The sequence below is a fragment of the Phenylobacterium sp. genome (genome assembly GCF_036264965.1).
GTDB lineage: Bacteria > Pseudomonadota > Alphaproteobacteria > Caulobacterales > Caulobacteraceae > Phenylobacterium.
In genome coordinates, this window is sequence record NZ_DATAPY010000095.1 from 1 (window position 1) to 19,428 (window position 19,428).

Sequence of the window (19,428 nt, forward strand, 5' to 3'; positions counted from 1 at the left end):
GCCCTGCCGGCCGCCCTGGCCGGGATCGTCTGGATGCTGTTCGCCACGGGCACGACCCTGTCGGTGCCCGCCTTGACGGGCGCCATCATGTGCATGGGCGTGGCGACCGCCAACTCCATCCTGGTGGTCAGCTTCGCCCGCGAGCGGCTGAACGCGACCGGCGACGCCCTGCGCGCCGCCACCGAGGCCGGCTTCACCCGCTTCCGCCCGGTGGTCATGACGGCGCTCGCCATGATCATCGGCATGGCGCCCATGGCGCTGGGGCTCGGCGAGGGCGGCGAACAGAACGCGCCCTTGGGCCGCGCCGTGATCGGCGGGCTGATCTTCGCCACCATCGCCACCCTGATGTTCGTCCCCGTGGTCTTCAGTCTGGTGCATGGCCGCCGGGCCCACGCGGTCGCCCCTGCGCCGGTCTCCGGAGAGTCCTATGCCTGATTCAACGCCCACCCCGGACGCGCCGCACGATGCGGGCCACAGCGGCACGACGCCGGTGGTCACGCATGTCTCCACGGGCCGCCTGAAGCTTGCGGCCATGGTCGCCGGCGGCGTCGCCGCGGTGGTGGTGGTCAGCGGGCTGGTCAGCCGGGTCAACGCCGACCAGAACCAGAAGTCCTGGACCCAACAGCAGTCCATCCCGACGATCGGCCTGGCCAAGATCGACGGCGGCGGCACGCGCGACCTGGCCCTGCCCGGCGACGTGCAGGCCTTCTACACCGCCCCGATCCACGCCCGCGTCTCCGGCTATCTGAAGCGCTGGTACGTCGACATCGGCGCTCCGGTGAAGGCCGGCCAGGTGCTGGCCGACATCGACACGCCCGACCTCGACCAGCAGGTGCTGCAGGCCCGCGCCGACCTCGCCACCGCCCAGGCCAACCAGGGCCTCGCGGCCACCACCGCCAAGCGCTGGGAGGGCCTGGTCGCCGCCGACGCCGTCTCCAAGCAGGAGGCCGAGGAGAAGTCGGGCGATCTCGCCGCCAAGAACGCCCTGGTCAATTCCTCGCGCGCCAACCTGAACCGCCTGCTGGCGCTGGAGTCGTTCAAGAAGATCACCGCGCCCTTCGCCGGCGTGGTCACCACCCGCTCCACCGACATCGGCGCCCTAATCAGCGCCACCGGCGGGCCGACCGACCCGGCGCTGTTCACCGTCGCCGACCAGCACAGGCTCAGGATCTACGTCCGCGTGCCGCAGAACTATTCGGCCCTGATCCAGAAGGGCCAAAGCGCCGACGTCGCGGTGCCGGAATATGCCGGCCAGACCTTCAAGGCGACGGTCGCCAACAACGCCCAGGCGGTTGGCGCGCAAAGCGGCGCCGAGCTGGTCGAGCTGCAGATGGACAACGCCGATGGGCGCATCAAGTCGGGCGACTACGCCCAGGTGACCTTCCGCCTGACCTCGCCGACCACCACGACCCGCATCCCGGTGACCGCCATCCAGTACCGGCACAACGGCCCGGTGGTCGCCGTGGTCGGCGCCGACAATCATGTGAAAATCCGTCCCGTGGTGGTGTCCCGCGACCTGGGCTCGACGGTGGAGATCGGCTCGGGTCTGGCCGCCGGCGACCGCGTCGTCGACAACCCGCCGGAGTCATTGGCGGACGGCGACCTGGTGCGCATCGCCGGCGCCTCGGCGCAGAAGGCGGCTGGCGCGTGAGCCACGCCGCGATCCGGCTGCTCGCGACGGGGGCGTCCGCGCTGGCGCTCGCCGGCTGCTCGCTGGCGCCGGCCTACGCCCCGCCGGCGACGCCGGTGGCGCCCGCTTTCAAGGAGCAGGGTCCCTGGACGCCCGCGCAGCCCGCTGACGCGCAGCCGCGCGGGACATGGTGGGCGATGTTCTCCGATCCGGTCCTCGACGACCTGGAAGCCCGCGCCGAGAAAGCCAATCCGACGCTGGCGGGGGCGGTCGCCGCCTACGATCAGGCCCGTGCGCTGGCCGCTCAGGCGCGCGCCGGCCTAGTCCCGGAGATCGACGGGAACGCCGGCACGCAACGCACGCGACGGTCCGACAACCAGCCCCTGCGCGTGGGCGGCCCGAACGCCTATACGACCAACCAGGTCGGCGTTTCAGTGGCCTACGAGATCGACCTCTGGGGACGTTTGCGCAACATCGCGTCGGGCGCCGGCGACCGGGCCCAGGCGAGCGCGGCGGACCTGCGCTCGGCGCGGCTCAGCCTGCAGGCCGACCTGGCGGACGACTACCTGACGCTCCGCGGCCTCGACGCCCAGATCCGTCTGCTGGACGTGACCGTGACGGCCTACGCCCGGGCCCTGGAGCTGACCCAGATCCTGCACAACGGGGGCAACGCCACCGGCCTGGATGTGGCCCGCGCCGAGACCCAGCTTTCCAGCGCCAAGGCGCAGCGCACCGACGTCGCCGCCCAGCGCGCCCTGATGGAGCACGCCATCGCGGCCCTGGTGGGCGAGAGCGCTTCGGCCTTCAGCCTGGCGCCCGTCGACAAGGCCTTGCCGCAGCCGACAGTGGCGGTCAGTGCGCCGTCCGTGCTGCTGCAGCGCCGCCCCGACATCGCCGCCGCCGAGCGCCGCGCCGCGGCCGCCAACGCCGACGTGGGCGTGGCCCGCGCGGCCCTGTTCCCGTCCCTGACGCTCGACGGCACGGCCGGCTGGCAGAGCGCCGGCGGGGTCAATCTCCTGCAGGCGCCGAACACCTTCTGGACGCTCGGCCCGTAACTGGTCGGCGCAATCTTCGACGGCGGCCGGCGCGCGGCCGGTGTGCGCGCCTCCAAGGCAGCCTTCGAGGAGGCCAGCGCCAACTACCGGGGCGTGGTGCTGGACGCCTTCCGCGATGTGGAAGACCAGATGGCGCTTGCCAACCGCCTGGCGGCCGAGGCCAAGGACCAGACCGATGCGGTCACCGCGGCGGAGCGCAGCGTCGACCTAGCCAACATCCGCTACCGCCAGGGTGTGGCGACCTACCTGGACGTGGTCACGGCGCAAACCGCGGCGCTCTCGGCCGAGCAGGCCTCGATCCAGCTGGCCACGCGCCGCCTGCAGGCCAGCGTGGACCTGACCCGCGCGCTCGGCGGCGCCTGGAGCTAGGCCCCGCGCCTTACGGGTGCGTGTAGCCGGGCGGCAGGGCGCGGCCGAGGTCCTTGTAGCGGTCGCGCAGTTCGATCTGTCGGGAGGTCATCGGCTGGGCCTGGCCGTGGATGAACACCGCGGTCGGCTGGCTGAGCGGCTCGAAGGGGTCGCCGGTCCAGATCACCAGGTCGGCGTCCTTGCCGGGCTCCAGGCTGCCGGTGCGGTCGGCGACGCCGAAAATCTTCGCGGGATTGATGGTGATCGCCGCCACGGCCGCGTCATAGGCCATGCCATGCGACACAGCGCTCCCCGCCTCGTAGCGGGTCTCGCGCGCCCGCGCCGATCCGCCGGTGCTCTCGAACGCCACAGTGACGCCCGCCGCGGACAGGCGCCCGGCGTTGTCCATGGTGGCCGCCAGTTCCTCGTAGCTTTCCGGCCGGTCGTCGAACGGATTGAGCAGGACCGGGACGCCGGCCTTGGCGATCTCGGCGGCCACGACCCAGCCCTCCTGGGCGCCTTCCAGGATCACCTTGATGTGCTCCTCGCGGGCGAAGGCCAGGACCTGGCGGATGTCAGAGGCCCGGTGCACCACGGCCACGAGCGGCATCTTGCCCTCGACCACCGGGATCAGGGCCTCCAGGTCGCCGCGGGACAGCGCCAGGTCGCGATAGGCGGCGCGGTCATAGGCGGCCTTGTTCTTCATGAAGTCGCGGACGTCGGCCAGGGCCTCCTTGAGGGCTACGAACTCCGCACCCCGCGAACCGCCGGCGACCCGGGCGCCGGACTGGCCGAAAGGCGCCACCATGGCCACTTTGGCCTTGGTCACCAGGGCCTCATGGCCGGCCAGGTCGATGACCGCGCCGGTCCCCGCGAACAGCGCGTGGGACTTGGAGCCTTCGCCGCCGGGGCCGGCGGTGTACTTCGAGGCGTTGTCGTCTTCCTCGTCGGAGTCCTCGCCGCCACGGCCGCCGACGGGCAGGGGCAGGACGACGGCGCTGGTCAGGCCGCCGAGGCGGGCGACCGGGAACAGGCCCGACTCCGGGTTCAGCCCGTACTGGATGTCGAAGGAGGCGCCGATCGCCGGGTTGTTGACCGACAGATCGTTGCCGAGCGAGCCCACCTCCACCGCGCCCAGCAGCGAGCCGGTGGCGAAGAAGCCCGGCGCGACCACGCCGCCGTGCGCGTCGATCACCTTGGCGCCGGCAGGCGTGGGGACATTGGCGCCGACCGCGGTGATCTTGCCGTCCTTGAAGACGATCGTGCCGGTGGCGATCTCGCCCGCCGGACCGGCGGTCAGGATCCTGGCGTTGGTGACGGCGATGGTTTCGGCTTGCGCCGCGCCGCCGAGGGCGAGGGCTGCAAGGGCGCAGGCGCTGAACAGAACTCTACGCATCAGCGGACTCCTTCGCCGGGCTGGCCGAGGTCGAAGTCCGAACGCGGCTGGTATCGCGGATCGCGGCGGTCATAAGCGACCGCGCCGTCCAGATAGACCCGCTCGGTGCGGGCGTAGATCGAGAACGGATCGTGGTCCCAGATCACCAGGTCGGCCCGCTTGCCGGGCTCCAGGCTGCCGGTCTGCCTGTCGACACCAATGGCCTTGGCGGGATTGGAGGTGATCCACTTGATCGCGTCCGCCTCGGTGATGGTCAGGCCCGCGGCGCGTCCGGCGGCCAGGGCCTCGGCGGCCTCCTGGTTCAGCCGCTGGATCAGGTCGGGGTCGTCGGACTTGATGATCGCGCAACCGCCCTTGGCCGCGTTGACCAACGCGGCGTTGGCCTCGATGCCGTCCAGCATCTCCATCTTGCCGCCCCACCAGTTGGCCCAGGTGGCGACGCAGATGTGGTTCTCGGCCAGCAGGTCGGCGATCTTGTAGGCCTCCACCGCGTGGTGGAAGGCGGCGACGTGGTAGCCAAACTCCTTGGAGATATCGATCATCTGGGCCATCTCGTCGGCCCGGTAGCAGTGGTTCTCCACCAGGATCTCGCCGCGCAGAACGGCCGAGAGGGTGTCGAGGCCCAGGTCGCGCTTCGGCGGATCGGCCTTCTCGCCCTTGCTGATCTTCGCCCGGTACTCGTCCCAGCGGCCCTGGTAGTCGGCGGCGTTGATCCAGGCCGCGCGGTAGCCCGCGACATTGCCCATCCGCGTCGAAGGCGCGCGGCCCTTGGAGCCGTAGACCCGCTTGGGATTCTCGCCGCAGGCCATCTTCAGGACGTAGGGCGCGTCGGGGAACTTCATGTCCTGGACGGTGCGCGCTGGGATGTTGCGCAGGGTCACCCCACGGCCGCCGATCAGGTTGCCCGAACCCGGCAGCACCAGGATCGTGGTCACGCCACCGATGCGGGCGGTGTTGAAACCGGGGTCCTGCGGCCAGACCGAATGCTCGGCCCAGACCTCGGCCGTCACCGGATTGGTCAGTTCGTTGCCGTCGGAATTGGCCTGCACGGCGGGCGAGGCGTAGACGCCCAGGTGCGAGTGGGCGTCGATCAGGCCGGGCGTCACCCACTTGCCGTGGGCGTCGACCGTGTCGTAGCCGGCGGGAACCGCGAGGCCCGCGCCGACCGCCTCGACCTTGCCGTCCTTGACCAGCACCGTGCCGTTCTCGATCAGCTGGCCCGTGCCGGTGAAGACGCTGGCGCCGACCACGGCGGTCGCGTGGCTGGGCATGGCCTTGTAGGTCGAGGGGAAGGCGTCAGCCCGGACCATCGGGTCGAGGCCCGGCGGCAGGGGCTTCGGCTTGGCCGGCGGCCCGCTTGGCGCCGCGCTGGTCTGCGTACTCTTGGCCGGCGGCGCCGTCGCGCAACCACTGACCGCCGCAGCCGCGACCAACGCGACCGCCAACTTCCACAAACTCATGGAAATGCCCCATCCCCGAAAACGAGGCCGGACGATAGGCTGAGCGCGGCGGCCAGGTAAACAGCCTGACGGCTCAGCGGAGCCTAGCTGGCGATCTTTTGCGCATAGAGTTGGTAGAGTGGGGCGCCGATGAGGCCCAGCTTGCGCTGATAGATGTTGACGAAGGCATCGATGGCCGGTTTCGGCAGGTCGTAGAAGTCCTGCTGGCCGGCCTCCTGACGCGACCAGAGATAGTCGTCGAAGATCATGATCCCGCCGACCCTGAGGAGTTGGAAGGCCATCACCGCGTCTGCCAGGACCACAGGCGCCTGGTGGGAGCCGTCGATGTAGATCAGGTCGAAGCCAGCGGCCGGTTCGGCCGTCATCAGATGGGCCAGGGCCACCGTCGAAGCCGCCTTGTGCTTCGTCACCGTCACCGGATTTGGCGCGGCCTGGACGGCGAGGTCCAGGTTGCGATCGAAGCGGGCCTCGACCTCAGCCATCGTGGCGGGGTCGTGTTCGATGCCGCCCTGCCAGGTGTCGATGCAATGCAGGTCGACAGGGCCGGCCTTGCCGCATTCGTCGATCAGGAAGCAAGCGGAGCAGCCCTCATAGGAGCCGATCTCCAGCAGCCGCCGCGGCGCGAACCGCTCGAGGATCTGGCGCCAGACGCCGGCGTGGCGCGAGAACCAGTCCTCGGTGAACTCATAGGCCGGCATTCAGGCGCGCCTCGTCTCTCGGTGAGGCTCCAGGCGCAGCGACCGCCCTTTGTCCCCAAGCCGGACGAACCTACGCCGCGTTCGGCGCCGCGCCCAGGCGGCCGATCAGCTCTGGACGGAGATCGCATCCTGACCGTGAGCCGCGGCGGCCGGGCGAAGGCTGGCGCGGAACACCACCGGGGTGGCGCTGACGCCCAGGTCGTCGGGCGTCTTGAGCAGGTCGGCCATGGCGCGATGGCGCGACGTGAAGACCGCCAGGGGCGCGGCGAACAGCAGCGGCAGCACGATCGGCGCGAAGCAGACCGAAAGGTCGGGCCGCACGCAGAGCGCCGCAACGAAACCCGCGCCGGCGATCATCTGCCAGGTCATGGCCCGGAAGGCGTCGCGCCAGGCCACGCCGACCGCGTCGCGCTGCTGTGGCCGCCAGCCGATGTCACGGCCACGAAGGGTCATGAAGACCGCCTTGGTGTTGGCGACCATAAGGACGGGGGCCAGGGCCGCGGACAGCAGGATCTCGGTTCCCATGCCCTTCAGCACCGCGGGGGCTCCGCCGAAGGCGCGCCGTTCGCCGGGGCGGCTCAGCACCAGGGCGCAGCCCAGGATCTTCGGGCCGATCAGCAGGATGGCCGACAGCAGCGAGGTCAGCATGAACGGCGTGAAGCGCGGGTTCAGAAAGTACCAGAACGAGTCCCAGTCGGGCGGGTTCTTGAGCTGCAGGGCGAGCCCGATCACCAGTCCGGCGAACCACAGCGGCGAGGCCAGATAGGCCATGCAGCCCATGCCCAGCTGGGCGCGGCTCAGGGGATGCAGGCCCTTGGCGCCGATCAGGCGCAGGTGCTGCAGGTTGCCCTGGCACCAGCGGTGGTCGCGCTGGATGAAGTCCAGGAGGGTCGGCGGCGTCTCTTCGCAGCTGCCGTCCAGGGCGGCGGTGACGTGGACGGCCCAGCCGGCGCGGCGCAGCAGGGCGGCTTCCACGACGTCATGGCTCAGCACGTGGCCGCCGAACGGCTTCACGCCCTGCAGGATCGGCAGGCCGGACGCCGCGGCGAAGGCGCGGGTGCGCACGATGGCGTTGTGGCCCCAGTAACTGGCCTCCGAGCCGGCCCACCAGGCTAGGCCTGCGGCGGCGACGCGGCCGTACATACGCACGCCGAACTGCAACATTCGCGCGAACAGGGTCGTGGCGCCGGTGATGGTCGGCGCGGTCTGGATCAGGCCGACGCCCGGATTGCATTCCATGGCGTCGGCCAGGCGCAGCAGGGTCTCGCCGGCCATGGTGCTGTCGGCGTCGAGGATCACCATGAACTCATAGGCGCCGCCGAACCGGCGGACCCATTCGGCTATGTTGCCGGCCTTGCGCTCGACGTTCTGAAGCCGGCGGCGCATGTAGAGCCGGCTGTGCGCCGACGGACGCATGGCGCGGAAGGCGGCGGCCTCGGCGGCGGCGCAATCCTCGCGTGTTGAGTCGCTGAGCACGAAGATGTCGAAGACCGGGGAGGCGCCGAGACGCGCCAGGGAAGCGTCGAGCGCGGCGAGGCGTCCGAAGGCGGCGCTCGCGTCTTCGTTATAGAGCGGCATGAGCAGCGCCGTGCGCCCGGTCGGCAGGGACGGATGCGGCGAGAAATGCAGGTCGTCCTGCTCGCGTCCTCCCGACAGCACGAAGTGGCCGGCGACCGCTGTACAGAACCAAGTGGCGATGGCGCCGCAGAGCACAACGAAGACCCCCAGGCCGACGGTCTCCAAGCCGTTGAAGCCCGCGCGTTCGTAGAGCACGAACGGACCGATCGCGATCAGGATGGTCAAAAGCCAGGCGCCGCCGAACACCATCAGCCGCCGGTGGGTTACGCCGCTCGGCGAGGTGGCGGGAATGGCCTCCGCCAGTTCCGGCGCGTCTGCTTCGTCGAAGGATTGGCGCGGCATCGCCAGCGGCGCTTCCGCGGGGAGCCACGGCGCAGGCGCCGGCACAGCCTCAGTGGCGGGGCTCGGTCTTTCCAGGCGGCTCGCCAGCGTGGTCATAGGCCTCAAGTTCCCCCGCCTCCGGTGAGAGGCGCCCGTCCGCAGTGTTGCGACGCAGCATTCTAGGGATTCGCGCGCAAGCAATCACGAACTTGTGAATTCTCCCATTCGCTTGATTAGTGGGCGTTGTCTAGGCGGTTTTGGGCGCCGGTGACTCTTCTCGCAGGCGCCGGTCGAGCAAATAGGCGGCGACGCCCACCCAGCCGACCAGGATGATGGCGTAACCGCGCTCCCACCACCCAACGTTGTCGTCGTTCACCAAGGCCGGGAAGATCAGGTGTTTGGTGAGGACGGTCAGCACCGCCATGGCCAGGAACGCCGCGGCGAGGAACGCCCTCAGGCGGCGCAGGTCGCGGCGCGGCCAGAGCCCCCAGATCAGGAGCAGCGGGGCCAGCTGGATGCCCAGCGCGAGGTTGATCGCCAGGTGGCGCTTGTCCGGCCAGGGATAGATCGCCGCCTGGGTCAGGCCGTAGCCGGCCAGCAAGAACACCGTCACGGTCAGCACGGCGATGACGCGCGCCCGGGTCAGGGCGGCGATCGCCAGGCCGAAGCCGACGCCCGCCAGGGCCGCCATCACGCCGGCCGCAAAGACCCCGGCGTTGAAGATCAGCGGCCGGCTTGCCGAGGCGCCGCCCAGTTCGCTGAGGTACTGCCGCGCGGGGTTGAAGTGGGGATAGGCGGCCATGGCGGTCAGGGTCGAAGCCAGGGCCAACAATGGCGCAGCCACCCCGCAGGCCAACATCAGCCGGCGGCGGCGGTATCGCCTTTCGAAGATCGGCGAGGCGGTCATGCTCGCGCCATCTGTTCCCCGCCTCAGGCTCATGGAGCCAACCTACAAGGTCCAACAGCGGTGCGGCAATCGGGGTCCGGCGCGGCCTGGCGTCTCGCCTCAGGGCGGCTTCTGCCCGCGAAACATGCATACAACCGAGGCTCTGCGCTGCTCGCACGCGCATTTCGCGCAGCGGCCCGCCAACCTGAGCCGTAGGTCTGGCCTGCCGGGGCCAGGCGCCGTCAATGGACCTGCGCCGGTGATGTGATTCGGCTGAGTACTGGCCGAAGTCCGTCGTCGTGGAGGCCGTCGTCGCAGCTCCCTTGGGGCGACGGCCCCTGACGCTCCAGCGGCGCCGACATCGCGCCGGTTGCATGTAAGCTATGTTGGCCCCCGGGGAGCCAGCCTAGCCGAGCGAGCCCAGCATGACCCTTCGCCAGATCCGTCCAGGTTCATCGCCACAGGTCAGCCTCCGGACCCCCGTCATGCGTGTGGGATCACACGGCGTGACGCCCGATCTCCGCGAGGTCCCGGAGGAGACGCCCGTGGCCCTGGTTCACGACGGCTCAACGACGGCGGTGATGATGGCTACGCCCGCGGACCTTGAAGACTTCGCCTTGGGCTTTAGCCTCACCGAGGGGATTATTGCCGACGCCTCGGAGATCGAAAGCCTCGAGGTCGTCGAGACCGAGCTCGGGATCGAGGCGCGGATGTGGCTCTCCCGGTCGCGTTCAGAGACGCTCGCCAGCCGGCGGCGCTATCTGGCGGGGCCGACGGGGTGCGGGCTTTGCGGCATCGACAGCCTGGGCGAGGCCATGCGCGCCACGCCCGCGGCGCCGGAAGGGCTCCGCGTCTCGCCGAGCCAGATCGGCGCCGCGCTCGAGGCGTTGCCGCAGCATCAGGCGCTCGGCGCCTCGACCCGGGCGGCGCACGCCGCGGCGTGGTGGGCGATGTCCGGCGGGTTCACCTGCCTGCGCGAAGACGTGGGCCGCCACAACGCGCTGGACAAGCTCGTCGGCGCGCTTGCGGCCGCGGACAAGCCTCGGCCCGACGGCGTCCTGTTCCTCACCAGCCGCATCTCGGTGGAGATGGTCCAGAAGGCCGCGGTCATGGGCGCCCAGGTGCTGGTCGCGGTCTCCGCGCCGACGGCCCTGGCGATCAGGACGGCGGAGCAGGCCGCGATCACACTGATCGGCGTCGCCCGGCGCGACGGCTTCGAGGTCTTCACGCGGCCGGATCGGGTGTCCTGAGAGGGTCCGTCAGTCGCGTGGGTCCGGGCCGGGCCAGAAGTTGCTGGCGTTCTTCCGGCGTATTGGCGCCCCGGAGCCTCGGCCTCGCCTCATCGCTGCACGGCAGGACCACAAGCCCCGCGGTCTGCACCAGCCGCTTCAGCGGCCAGGGCGCCTCGGCGGCGCGGGGAATGGCGGCGAGATCGATCACCATCGGCAGCGGCAGGCCCTCGTAGGCGGCGCCTGGGTCCCCGGCCTCGAGAAGCGGTCGCAGGTCGGAGGCGGTGACCGTAGGCGCGTCGACCGCCAGGATCAGCGCCCGCGCGTAGCTCTCGGCGCGCAGCCGCGCCGCCGCGGCGAGGACGCCGCCGCACGGACCCGCGCCTGGGACCGCGTCGAACACGGCGGGCAGTCCATAGTCTGCGCCTGCCGTCAGCACCATCCGGATCCCCAGGTCCTGCGAGACGGCCGCCAGGCAGTCGATCGCGGAGACGCCGTCCCAATCGAGGCGCGCCTTGTCCGCTCCCATCCGCAAGGACGATCCGCCGCAGAGGATGACGGTGGCTGCGCGAGACACCCGGGCGGCCTAGCGCAGCAGCAGGAGAGGGTTGGGCGCGTGGCGCGACCAGCCGGCCTCGGCGACCAGGAGGTCCAATCCCAGCGACGCCAGGTCATCGGCGACCGGATCGACCTTCATGTCCTGCAGCTGGTACAGCATCTTGGCGTAGCTGCGGCAGTCGCCGCAGGTCTCGGCCTTGACCGCGCCGGAATCCCCCTCGATCGCCAGCAGGGACACCGCGCGCGACTTGCCGCAAGTGATGCAGACCGCCCGCACGTGGTTCCAGGCGGTGGAGCAGAGCGAACAATGAAGGTAGCGCGTGCCAGGCGTCGGCCCCGACGCCGTCACCACGCCCGACACCGGCGAGGAGCCGCAGCATGGGCATAGGCCGCGCTCCGGCAACAGCCGCAGGTCCGCGGAGGAAAGTCGTCCTGCGAGACAGGTGAAATAGGCCTGCAGGGCCGCCGCCACATAGAGCGCCGCACCCATGTCGGCCGGCGCCACGCCGCCGCTCAGGAAATCGTCCGCCAGCTTTTCCGTGGCCGGGACGCCCCGCGCGCGCAGGCTCTGCATCACCGCCCGCGCCTCCGCGGGAACCGACCCGCCGAACGGCCCGTCGTCGGAGCTGTCGAGCAGGATGGCGAGGCTCTCGCGCCACAACGGGTCGCGGCGGTGGCCGTCGGCGGCGAGCGGCGGCATACGCGCCTCGACCGCCTGGCTGACCAGGTCGGCGTCCGGGGCGGCGAGGGCGCCAAGCGTGGACGCGGCGTCATGCTGGGCCTGCGCCAGGCCGGCCATGAAGCGCAGCCAGTCGGCCATCGGATGGCCGTCCGCCAGGCTGCGCAGCCGCGCAGCGGTGGCCGCGAAGCGCACGGTGGGATCGGGCAGGATCAGGGGATCGGGCGCAACGACGCCGCCTTGCGGATTTCCGATCCACGACGCGGTCGATCCGACCTCACCCTGTCTCACGGCGCCCTCTCAGCGCGCGGATCTGGCCCGGCGGACCTGGGCTCGGCCAGGCTGCGCAACCACTTGCGGTGATGGCGCCAGGCCCAGCCGGGCGTCACGTCGCCTCGGGTCATCGCCCGCAGCGACCCGCGGACCCAGATCCCGGCATAGACATGGACGATCCAGACCAGGATGGCGGCGATCGCGGCGAGCGAATGGACCAGGACGGCGATGCGCTGCACGACGAGCGGCGTGAAGCCCGAGAAATAGACCTCCCAGATCACGAGGCCGGTGAACAGCAGCACCGGGATCAGCAGGGCCATGGCCCAGAAGACGGACTTCTGGCCGGCGTTGAACCGCCCGACCTCGGGAACGCCCTCCGCGTCGTTTTCCAGGACCCGGTCGAATTTGCGCACCCAGGCGGTGTCGTCTGGATTCCATAGGTTTTCGCGCCAGGACTGCGCCACCAGCCCGGCATAGCTGAGCACCAGGACGATCCCGATCCAGGGATGGACCGCGCGGGTCCATTGGCCGCCGCCGAACAGCGTCGAGACGAAGAAGAATATGGGATGGAACATCGACAGGCCGGACAGGGTGAGCAGCACAAAGCAGATCGCCGTGATCCAGTGGTTGACCCGCGTCACGGTCGCGTAGCGGACCACGTTTCCCTCGGCAGGGGTCATGGCGCGTCATCCTGACGATCGAGCAGCCGCCGCCCTTCGGCTTCGTCCTCCGGCTGCACTTCGTTGGGGCCCGCGACCACCGAATGGAAGAAACCGGCGATCGCCGCCAGGGCGATCCCGGCCACGGCGAGGGGCTTCACGGCGCCCTTCCAGAGCCCGACGAAGGGGCTGATCTGCGGACTGTCCGGCAGGCCCGCATAGATCGACGGCTTGTCGGCATGGTGCAGGACATACATCACGTGCGTGCCGCCGACGCCCGCTGGGTCATAGAGGCCGGCGTTCTTGAAACCGCGGGATTTCAGCTCCTCGACCCGCTCGCCGGCCCAGGCCGTCATGTCCGACTTCGACCCGAACATGATCGCCCCGGTCGGGCAGGCCTTGACGCAGGCCGGCTCCAGCCCGACGGCGACCCGGTCGGAGCAGAGGGTGCATTTGTAGGACTTGTGGTCCTTCTGGCTCACCCGCGGGATGTCGAACGGGCAGCCCTTCACGCAATAGCCGCAGCCGATGCAGGCCTCGCTGTTGAAGTCGACGATTCCGTTGGCGTACTGCACGATCGCGCCCGGCGCCGGGCAGGCCTTCAGGCAACCGGGATCCTCGCAATGCATGCAGCCGTCCTTGCGGATCAGCCATTCCAGATCGCCCTTGTCGTTCTCCCATTCGGTGAAACGCATCAGGGTCCAGGTGTTCGGGTCCAGGTCCTTGGGATTGTCGTAGGAGCCCTCGAAGTGTCCGACCTCGCCGCGCAGGTCGTTCCATTCCATGCAGGCGGACTGGCAGGCCTTGCAGCCGATGCAGCGGCTGACGTCGATCAGCTTGGCGACCTCCTGCTCGTGGCGGCGAGCTGACGGCGGCGTCAGCGTCGAGGCCGAGCGCCGGATATAGTCCTGTGACTGCAGCTCTGTCATGGACGGCTCCTCGGCCAGCGGCGACGTCAGGTCGCGGGCCCGCTTGCTTTCTCTATATTGACGAGGAACGCCTTGAATTCCGGCGTCTGGGTGTTGGCGTCGCCCACCGACGGCGTCAGGGTGTTGGCGCCGAACCCTTTGCGGGCCTGGCCGGTGAAGCCCCAGTGGATCGGCACGCCGATCACGTGCGTCGCCTTGCCGTTCACCTGCAGCGGCCTGATGCGCTTGGTCACATAGGCCTTGCAGACGACGAACCCGCGCTTCGAGGACACCCGAACCCAGCCGCCCTGCCCGATGCCCTTTTCCTTGGCCAGGGCTTCGCCGATCTCGATGAACTCCTCGGGCTGCAGGATCGCGTTGATCAGCGCGTGCTTGGTCCAGAAGTGGAAATGCTCGGTCAGGCGATAGGTGGTGGCCACATAGGGGAAGTCCGCCGCGCTGCCGAACGCGGCCCTGTCGTCGGCGAACACCCGCGCGGCGGGATTGGATTTCACCTTGGGATGCAGGAGGTTCGGCGACGGCGACTCGAAGGGCTCGTAGTGCTCGGGGAACGGGCCCTCGGCCATCTGGTCGCGGGCGAACAGCCGTCCGGCGCCCTCGGCGTTCATGATGAAGGGGCCGGCCGACTCCGAGGGCGCGATCGTCGGCACGAAGTCAGGCACGTCGATGCCCGCCCAATGGCTGCCGTTCCACTCGATGATCGGCTTCTTCGGATTCCACGCCTTGCCGTTGGGATCGGCGCTGGCGCGGTTGTACATGATCCGTCGGTTGGCCGGCCAGGACCAAGCCCAGTTCGGCGCCAGGCCCTGCTCGCGCGGGTCGGTGGCGTCGCGCCGGGCCATCTGGTTGCCCTTCTCGGTGAAGCTGCCCGAGAAGATCCAACAACCCGACGTCGTCGTGCCGTCGTCGCGCAACTGGGAAAACCCGTCCAGCAGTTGGCCGGCGTGCTGGGTGACCGTTCCCGTCGGGTCCTTGATGTCCGCCAGCGCCCGGCCGTTCATGTCCTTGGCCAGTTCTTCCGGATCCGGATCCGTCGGGTTGGTGTAGCTCCAGGTCAGGTTGAGGATCGGATCGGGGAAGGCGCCGCCTTCCTTGCGGTACATCTCCCGCATGCGGTGGAAGATGCCTGACATGATCCAGATGTCGGTCTGCGCCTCGCCCGGCGGGTCGGCCGCCTTCCAGTGCCATTGCATCCAGCGGGACGAATTGACCAGGGAGCCGGTCTCCTCGGCGAAGCAGGTTGTCGGCAGCTGGAAGACTTCGGTCTGGATCTTGGCGGGGTCGGACGGGTTCTGCGGGCCGAAGTTTTCCCAGAACCGCGACGTCTCGGTGTCCAGCGGATCCATCACCACGAGGAATTTCAGCTTGCTCAGGCCCCTGCGGATCTTGCCCCGGTCCGGGAAGGCCTGCATCGGGTTGAAGCCCTGGCAGATGTAGCCGTTCATCTGGCCGGCGTTCATCATCTCGAAGGCTCGGATGATGTCGTAGCCGCCGCCGTCGAATTTCGGCAGCCAGTCGTAGGCCCAATCGTTGTCGGCGCGGGCCGCGTCGCCATAGATCGCCTTCTGTAAGCTGACGAAGAACTTCCCGTAGTTCTGCCAATAGCTGACCTGGCCCGGGCGCAACGGCTTGTATTGCCGCGTCGCCATGTATTGCTTGTAGGTCGGCTCGCTGTCCTTGGGCAGGACGAGGTAGCCCGGCATCGAGGTCGACAGCAGGCCGACGTCGGTCAGCCCCTGGATGTTGGAATGGCCGCGGAGCGCGTTCATCCCGCCGCCGGCCACCCCGATGTTGCCGAGCAGCAACTGGACCATCGCCATGGCGCGGATGTTCTGCGCGCCGACCGAATGCTGGGTCCAGCCCAGGGCGAACAGGCTGGTCATCGCCTTGTCGGGCGCCGCCGTCGTGGCGAACAGCGCGCAGATTTCCAGGAACTTGTCCTGCGGCGTGCCGCAGATGCTCGACACCATCTGCGGCGTGTAGCGATCGACGTGCTTGCGCAACAGGTTGATCACACAGCGCGGGTCCTGCCAGGTGTCGTCGACCTTCGCGTAGCCCTGGCCGTCGAGCTCATAGTCCCAGCTCGTCTTGTCGTAGCTGTGGGTGTCCTCCTTGTAGCCAGTGAACAGCCCGTCCTCGAAGCCGAAGCCGTCCTTCACAATCAAACTGGCGTTGGTGTAGGCCCGCACATAGTCGTGCTGGATGAGGTCCTTCTCGAGCAGGTAGCGGATCACGCCGTTCAAGAACGCGATATCGGTTCCAGGGCGGATCGGGGCGTAGACGTCAGCGACCGAGGCGGTGCGCGTGAAGCGCGGATCGACCACCACCAGCTTGGCGTGGTTCTCGATCTTGGCGTGGATGACCCACTTGAATCCGCAGGGATGGGCCTCGGCGGCGTTGCCGCCCATGACCACCACCACATTGGCGTTCTTGATGTCCTGCCATGTGTTGGTCATCGCCCCTCGACCGAATGTTGGAGCCAGACTGGCCACCGTCGGTCCGTGTCAGACACGCGCCTGATTGTCGAAGACCAGCATCCCGAACGAGCGGGCCACCTTCCAGGTCAAATAGGAGGTTTCGCTGGAGGAGGCCGACGCGGCCAGCATGCCCGTGCTGATCCAGCGATTGACCGTGGTCCCGGCCGCGTTCTGCGCGATGAAGTTCGCATCGCGATCTTTCTTCATCAGCGTGGCGATGCGGTCGAGCGCGAAGTCCCAGGAGACCTCTTTGAACTCGGCCGAACCGGGCGCGCGGTATTTGGGGACTTTCAGCCGCGTCGGCGCGTGCACGACATCGAGCAGCGCCGCGCCCTTCGGACACAGCGTGCCGCGGTTCACCGGATGGTCCGGATCACCCTCGATGTGGATGATGTTCGACGTTGCGTTGATGGCCCGGTCGCCGAGGCTGTAGATCAGTATGCCGCACGCGACCGAGCAATAGGTGCAGGTGTTCCGCGTCTCCGTGGCGTGGGTCAGCTTGAACGGCCGCATCGAGTCCGCCAGCGCTGGGCCGGCGGCGGCGAAACCGAGCACGCCGAGACCGGACGCCGCCAGACCGGCGCCGGTGAGCTGGATAAAGCCGCGACGACTGAGGGTCATTGCCATGGGCTCCGGGCCATGTGCTCCGGCGAACCGACCTAACGCGAACAATGCAAGTTAAGACACGTTCGCGGTGGGATTTCGATTCAAAAATACGCCCACAAGCCGGCAAACGCGCACGCTCGCGAACGGTTCCCGACGCCCCTCGGCGCGGTTCATGGCGGAGTGGTTTCTTCGATCTTGAGCCGCAGGCCCCGGCCGTCGAAGAACTCGGCGTGTTTCAAGAGGGAGCGGTCGCTTTCGAGGTGGCGCATCAGCGATTGCAGGCGGTGGCGCGCGACTGGATCCCGCACCAGCCCGGCGCGATCCGCCTGGAAGAAGGCCGCGCCGTTCCAGGCCGCCCCGGCGCCCACGAACATCTCCACAATATCCGGCCAGCGCGTCTCGTCGCCGATGACGTGCAGATAGGACGAGCACAGCAGACCGGCTGTGGTTTCGCCGATCTCCACCAGCACGATCAGCACGGTGAATTCGCCCACTCTGGCAAAGGTCTCGACCAGCCACTCGTCGAAGTCCGTCGCGTAGTCCGCCGTCATCAGGACCCGCTCCAGGGTGCGGATGGCGGAAGAGAATGGGAGTCGAACCCACCTGGGACAGGCTCGCTGCCCCACTCGGATTTGAAGTCCGAACGCCCCACCAGGGACGACTCTCCTCCAGCCGCACCGGGCGATGAAACCACGATCGGGCCGAAGAGGTCCAGCCGATGCGGGTTGATACGTCGCAGATCGCCCTTGCGCAGCGTGACGCCGTGCCGATCGAGGAATTCGAGGATCTGGATGGCGACCTTGCGGCCGTTGTCGACGCGGTCGCGGAATTGCGCGGCGGTGAAGGCCCCGCCGTCCGCCCGAGCGGCCTCCTCAAGGCTGATGGCGACCATCTCCCGGACTGTCGCGCGCAGGAAGAAGTGATCCTGCGCGATCTCGTCGGCCCAACCCAATCGTCCGGCGAGTTTGAACAGGCGCCGGATGTCGCGCTCCTGGCGTCCGGTCGCGTCGGCCAGGTCGCGGACCCGCGGCGGCCGGAACCGCTCCGCTCCGCCCAGGCGCGGCGCGATCAGGGCCCAGGCCGCCTCATCGCCGGGCGCCAGCCGCGCCGTGTGGCCCTCGAGCCGGACAAAGGCCCCATCCAAGACCAGCTCGCCCGCGCCGGCCAGCCGTTGCAGGGCGGCGGCGAACACCTGAGCAGGCAGCCGAGGCTGCAGTTGCAGGCGCAGCTTTTCCCGGCCTAAGCCCTGCAAGTCGGGGTTCTCGCTGTGATAGGCGGCGAGCCTCTCGATGAGATCCGACGTGAATCCGCGCCACCGCTCGGGCGAGAGGGCGACGCCGGCGAGGCCGGCCTGCAGCTGGATCACCCCCGATTGCCCGACCAATTGCTGGGCTTGTGTCGCCGACAGGGCATGGTCGCGGGCGAAGGCCGCCAGGTCCCAGGCGAAAGGCGGTGTGTCCAGGAGGGCTGTGAAGGCGGCGGCTGGATCGGGCAGGGCGAGCGCTTCGAGCTGCCGCCGCCGCTCGGGCGTGCGCCGCCGACGGGGCGGACCGCGCAGATCGATAAAACGACCGCCGGCGATCGTACGTCGGGCGGATACATCCCGCAGCACAAAGCGATCCGGAAGCGCGGCGGCGATGGGCCGATCGAGCACCAGCTGGACGTCGCCCTCTTGGCCGGGTTCGATGGGCGCCTCGCCCAGGGGAACGATGCGGGCGCCGACTTCGGCCGCCGCGTGATGCAGCCGCGCGGGGAACCACTGGCCGATGGCCTTGGCCTCGCCGCCCAGGACGCGCAGCCTGGCGTCGATGCGGTCGGTCGGGGCGTGCAACTCGGGATCGAGCACCATGTCGCCCCGACGCACGGCCTCCTTTGAGACGCCCGCGCCTGTCAGGTTGAGCGCGCAGCGGTCGCCGGGCTGTCCAACCTCCGCCCGCCGGTTCTGGGCGTGCAGCGAGCGCACCCGCACCGGCAGGCCGGATGGGCTGATGAGAAGCTGATCGCCGACATGGACCATCCCCGACAACACCGTGCCGGTGACGACGACGCCCACGCCTCGCAGGGTGAACGCCCGGTCCACGGCCAGACGGAACCGGGCCTCGGCGGACCGCTGCGCTCTGCCGGCCGCAGCCGCCGCCAGACGGGCGCGCAAGGCGTCGAGCCCCTGTCCGGTCACGGCGGACACCGGTAAAGGTTCGTCCGCCTCCAGCACGGTTCCGGCGATCGCCGGCTTGAGCTCCGCGGCCACCGCGCCGAGGCGTTCGGGCGCCACGAGATCGGCCTTGCTCAGGACCACCAGCCCCTGTCCGACGCCCAGCAGGTCGATGATCGCCAGATGCTCCAGCGTCTGCGGCTTGACGCCCTCGTCGGCGGCGACCACCAGCAGGGCGAAGTCGATCCCAGTGGCGCCGGCCAGCATGGTGCGCACGAAGCGTTCGTGCCCTGGCACGTCGACGAAGCCGAGCACCTGGCCATCCGCGATCGGCAGGTAGGCGAACCCCAGGTCGATCGTGACGCCCCGCGCCTGCTCCTCCTTGAGCCGGTCCCCATCCACCCCGGTCAGCGCCTTGACCAGGGCGGTCTTGCCATGATCGACGTGACCGGCCGTGCCGATGATCATGGCGCCGGCCTCTCAGAGCGCCGCCC

At 69.4% G+C, this 19,428-nt stretch carries 14 protein-coding genes, 1 tRNA gene and 2 pseudogenes; 4 read left to right on the forward strand and 13 right to left on the reverse strand.

What is annotated here, in order from left to right:
* The 3 genes and pseudogenes from VHS75_RS11870 to VHS75_RS11880 form a co-directional block, all read left to right on the forward strand.
* Positions 1–435 (forward strand): efflux RND transporter permease subunit (locus VHS75_RS11870; protein WP_329638827.1); only part of this gene is annotated, 435 nt, incomplete at its 5' end.
* On the forward strand, positions 428–1,651 hold the full coding sequence (locus VHS75_RS11875) for an efflux RND transporter periplasmic adaptor subunit (protein WP_329638828.1): 1,224 nt from the start codon (positions 428–430) through the stop codon (positions 1,649–1,651). The genes VHS75_RS11870 and VHS75_RS11875, both read left to right, overlap by 8 nt.
* A pseudogene (locus VHS75_RS11880) lies at positions 1,648–3,054 on the forward strand (efflux transporter outer membrane subunit). The gene VHS75_RS11875 and the pseudogene VHS75_RS11880 overlap by 4 nt, the downstream one beginning before the upstream one ends.
* Before the next feature lie 10 nt (positions 3,055–3,064).
* Here VHS75_RS11880 and VHS75_RS11885 read toward each other — a convergent pair.
* The 5 genes from VHS75_RS11885 to VHS75_RS11905 form a co-directional block, all read right to left on the reverse strand.
* Positions 3,065–4,429, reverse strand: coding sequence for an amidohydrolase family protein (locus VHS75_RS11885; RefSeq protein WP_329638829.1), 1,365 nt, complete (start codon positions 4,427–4,429; stop codon positions 3,065–3,067).
* On the reverse strand, positions 4,429–5,889 hold the full coding sequence (locus tag VHS75_RS11890; RefSeq protein ID WP_329638830.1) for an amidohydrolase: 1,461 nt from the start codon (positions 5,887–5,889) through the stop codon (positions 4,429–4,431). Before VHS75_RS11890 ends, VHS75_RS11885 begins: the two co-directional genes overlap by 1 nt.
* A gap of 83 nt (positions 5,890–5,972) precedes the next feature.
* Positions 5,973–6,587 (reverse strand): class I SAM-dependent methyltransferase, encoded by a 615-nt coding sequence (locus VHS75_RS11895; RefSeq protein ID WP_329638831.1) that lies wholly within the window; start codon positions 6,585–6,587, stop codon positions 5,973–5,975.
* A 105-nt stretch (positions 6,588–6,692) separates the two neighbouring features.
* Entirely contained in the window at positions 6,693–8,603 is a 1,911-nt protein-coding gene (mdoH, locus tag VHS75_RS11900; RefSeq protein ID WP_329638832.1) for a glucans biosynthesis glucosyltransferase MdoH, read from the reverse strand.
* A 130-nt stretch (positions 8,604–8,733) separates the two neighbouring features.
* On the reverse strand, positions 8,734–9,393 hold the full coding sequence (locus VHS75_RS11905; RefSeq protein WP_329638833.1) for a DUF998 domain-containing protein: 660 nt from the start codon (positions 9,391–9,393) through the stop codon (positions 8,734–8,736).
* A gap of 485 nt (positions 9,394–9,878) precedes the next feature.
* Between VHS75_RS11905 and fdhD the strand changes: the two genes are divergently transcribed.
* A complete protein-coding gene (gene fdhD, locus VHS75_RS11910) occupies positions 9,879–10,622 on the forward strand; it encodes a formate dehydrogenase accessory sulfurtransferase FdhD (RefSeq protein ID WP_329638834.1) in 744 nt (247 codons plus the stop codon).
* On the opposite strand, the gene mobA is transcribed toward fdhD, so the two are convergent.
* The 8 genes and pseudogenes from mobA to selB all read right to left on the reverse strand — a co-directional run.
* On the reverse strand, positions 10,597–11,178 hold the full coding sequence (mobA, locus tag VHS75_RS11915; RefSeq protein ID WP_329638835.1) for a molybdenum cofactor guanylyltransferase: 582 nt from the start codon (positions 11,176–11,178) through the stop codon (positions 10,597–10,599). The genes fdhD and mobA overlap by 26 nt on opposite strands.
* Before the next feature lie 9 nt (positions 11,179–11,187).
* Positions 11,188–12,129: a formate dehydrogenase accessory protein FdhE gene (gene fdhE, locus VHS75_RS11920; RefSeq protein WP_329638836.1), complete on the reverse strand. Its 942-nt coding sequence runs from the start codon at positions 12,127–12,129 to the stop codon at positions 11,188–11,190.
* The gene (locus VHS75_RS11925) at positions 12,126–12,791 is read right to left on the reverse strand and encodes a formate dehydrogenase subunit gamma (protein WP_329638837.1); all 666 of its coding nucleotides are present in this window, start codon (positions 12,789–12,791) and stop codon (positions 12,126–12,128) included. Before VHS75_RS11925 ends, fdhE begins: the two co-directional genes overlap by 4 nt.
* Positions 12,788–13,699, reverse strand: a complete 912-nt coding sequence (gene fdxH, locus VHS75_RS11930; protein ID WP_329638838.1) for a formate dehydrogenase subunit beta — start codon at positions 13,697–13,699, stop codon at positions 12,788–12,790. The genes VHS75_RS11925 and fdxH overlap by 4 nt, the downstream gene beginning before the upstream one ends.
* 26 nt (positions 13,700–13,725) lie before the next feature.
* The gene (gene fdnG / locus VHS75_RS11935; protein ID WP_329638839.1) at positions 13,726–16,797 is read right to left on the reverse strand and encodes a formate dehydrogenase-N subunit alpha; all 3,072 of its coding nucleotides are present in this window, start codon (positions 16,795–16,797) and stop codon (positions 13,726–13,728) included.
* A 155-nt stretch (positions 16,798–16,952) separates the two neighbouring features.
* Positions 16,953–17,333 (reverse strand): hypothetical protein, encoded by a 381-nt coding sequence (locus VHS75_RS11940; protein WP_329638840.1) that lies wholly within the window; start codon positions 17,331–17,333, stop codon positions 16,953–16,955.
* Between the two features lie 23 nt (positions 17,334–17,356).
* Positions 17,357–17,452: transfer RNA gene (locus VHS75_RS11945), tRNA-Sec, on the reverse strand.
* A gap of 120 nt (positions 17,453–17,572) precedes the next feature.
* Positions 17,573–19,402: pseudogene (selB, locus tag VHS75_RS23105) on the reverse strand (selenocysteine-specific translation elongation factor); the annotation flags it as partial.
* Positions 19,403–19,428 lie beyond the last annotated feature (26 nt).

Coding starts and splice junctions, on each gene's coding strand:
- VHS75_RS11940 (WP_329638840.1), bottom strand. CDS start 17,333: ATGACGGCGGACTACGCGACGGACTTCGACGAGTGGCTGGTCGAGACC.
- VHS75_RS11890 (WP_329638830.1), bottom strand. CDS start 5,889: ATGAGTTTGTGGAAGTTGGCGGTCGCGTTGGTCGCGGCTGCGGCGGTC.
- mdoH (WP_329638832.1), bottom strand. CDS start 8,603: ATGACCACGCTGGCGAGCCGCCTGGAAAGACCGAGCCCCGCCACTGAG.
- VHS75_RS11885 (WP_329638829.1), bottom strand. CDS start 4,429: ATGCGTAGAGTTCTGTTCAGCGCCTGCGCCCTTGCAGCCCTCGCCCTC.
- VHS75_RS11925 (WP_329638837.1), bottom strand. CDS start 12,791: ATGACCCCTGCCGAGGGAAACGTGGTCCGCTACGCGACCGTGACGCGG.
- VHS75_RS11905 (WP_329638833.1), bottom strand. CDS start 9,393: ATGACCGCCTCGCCGATCTTCGAAAGGCGATACCGCCGCCGCCGGCTG.
- fdxH (WP_329638838.1), bottom strand. CDS start 13,699: ATGACAGAGCTGCAGTCACAGGACTATATCCGGCGCTCGGCCTCGACG.
- VHS75_RS11875 (WP_329638828.1), top strand. CDS start 428: ATGCCTGATTCAACGCCCACCCCGGACGCGCCGCACGATGCGGGCCAC.
- VHS75_RS11895 (WP_329638831.1), bottom strand. CDS start 6,587: ATGCCGGCCTATGAGTTCACCGAGGACTGGTTCTCGCGCCACGCCGGC.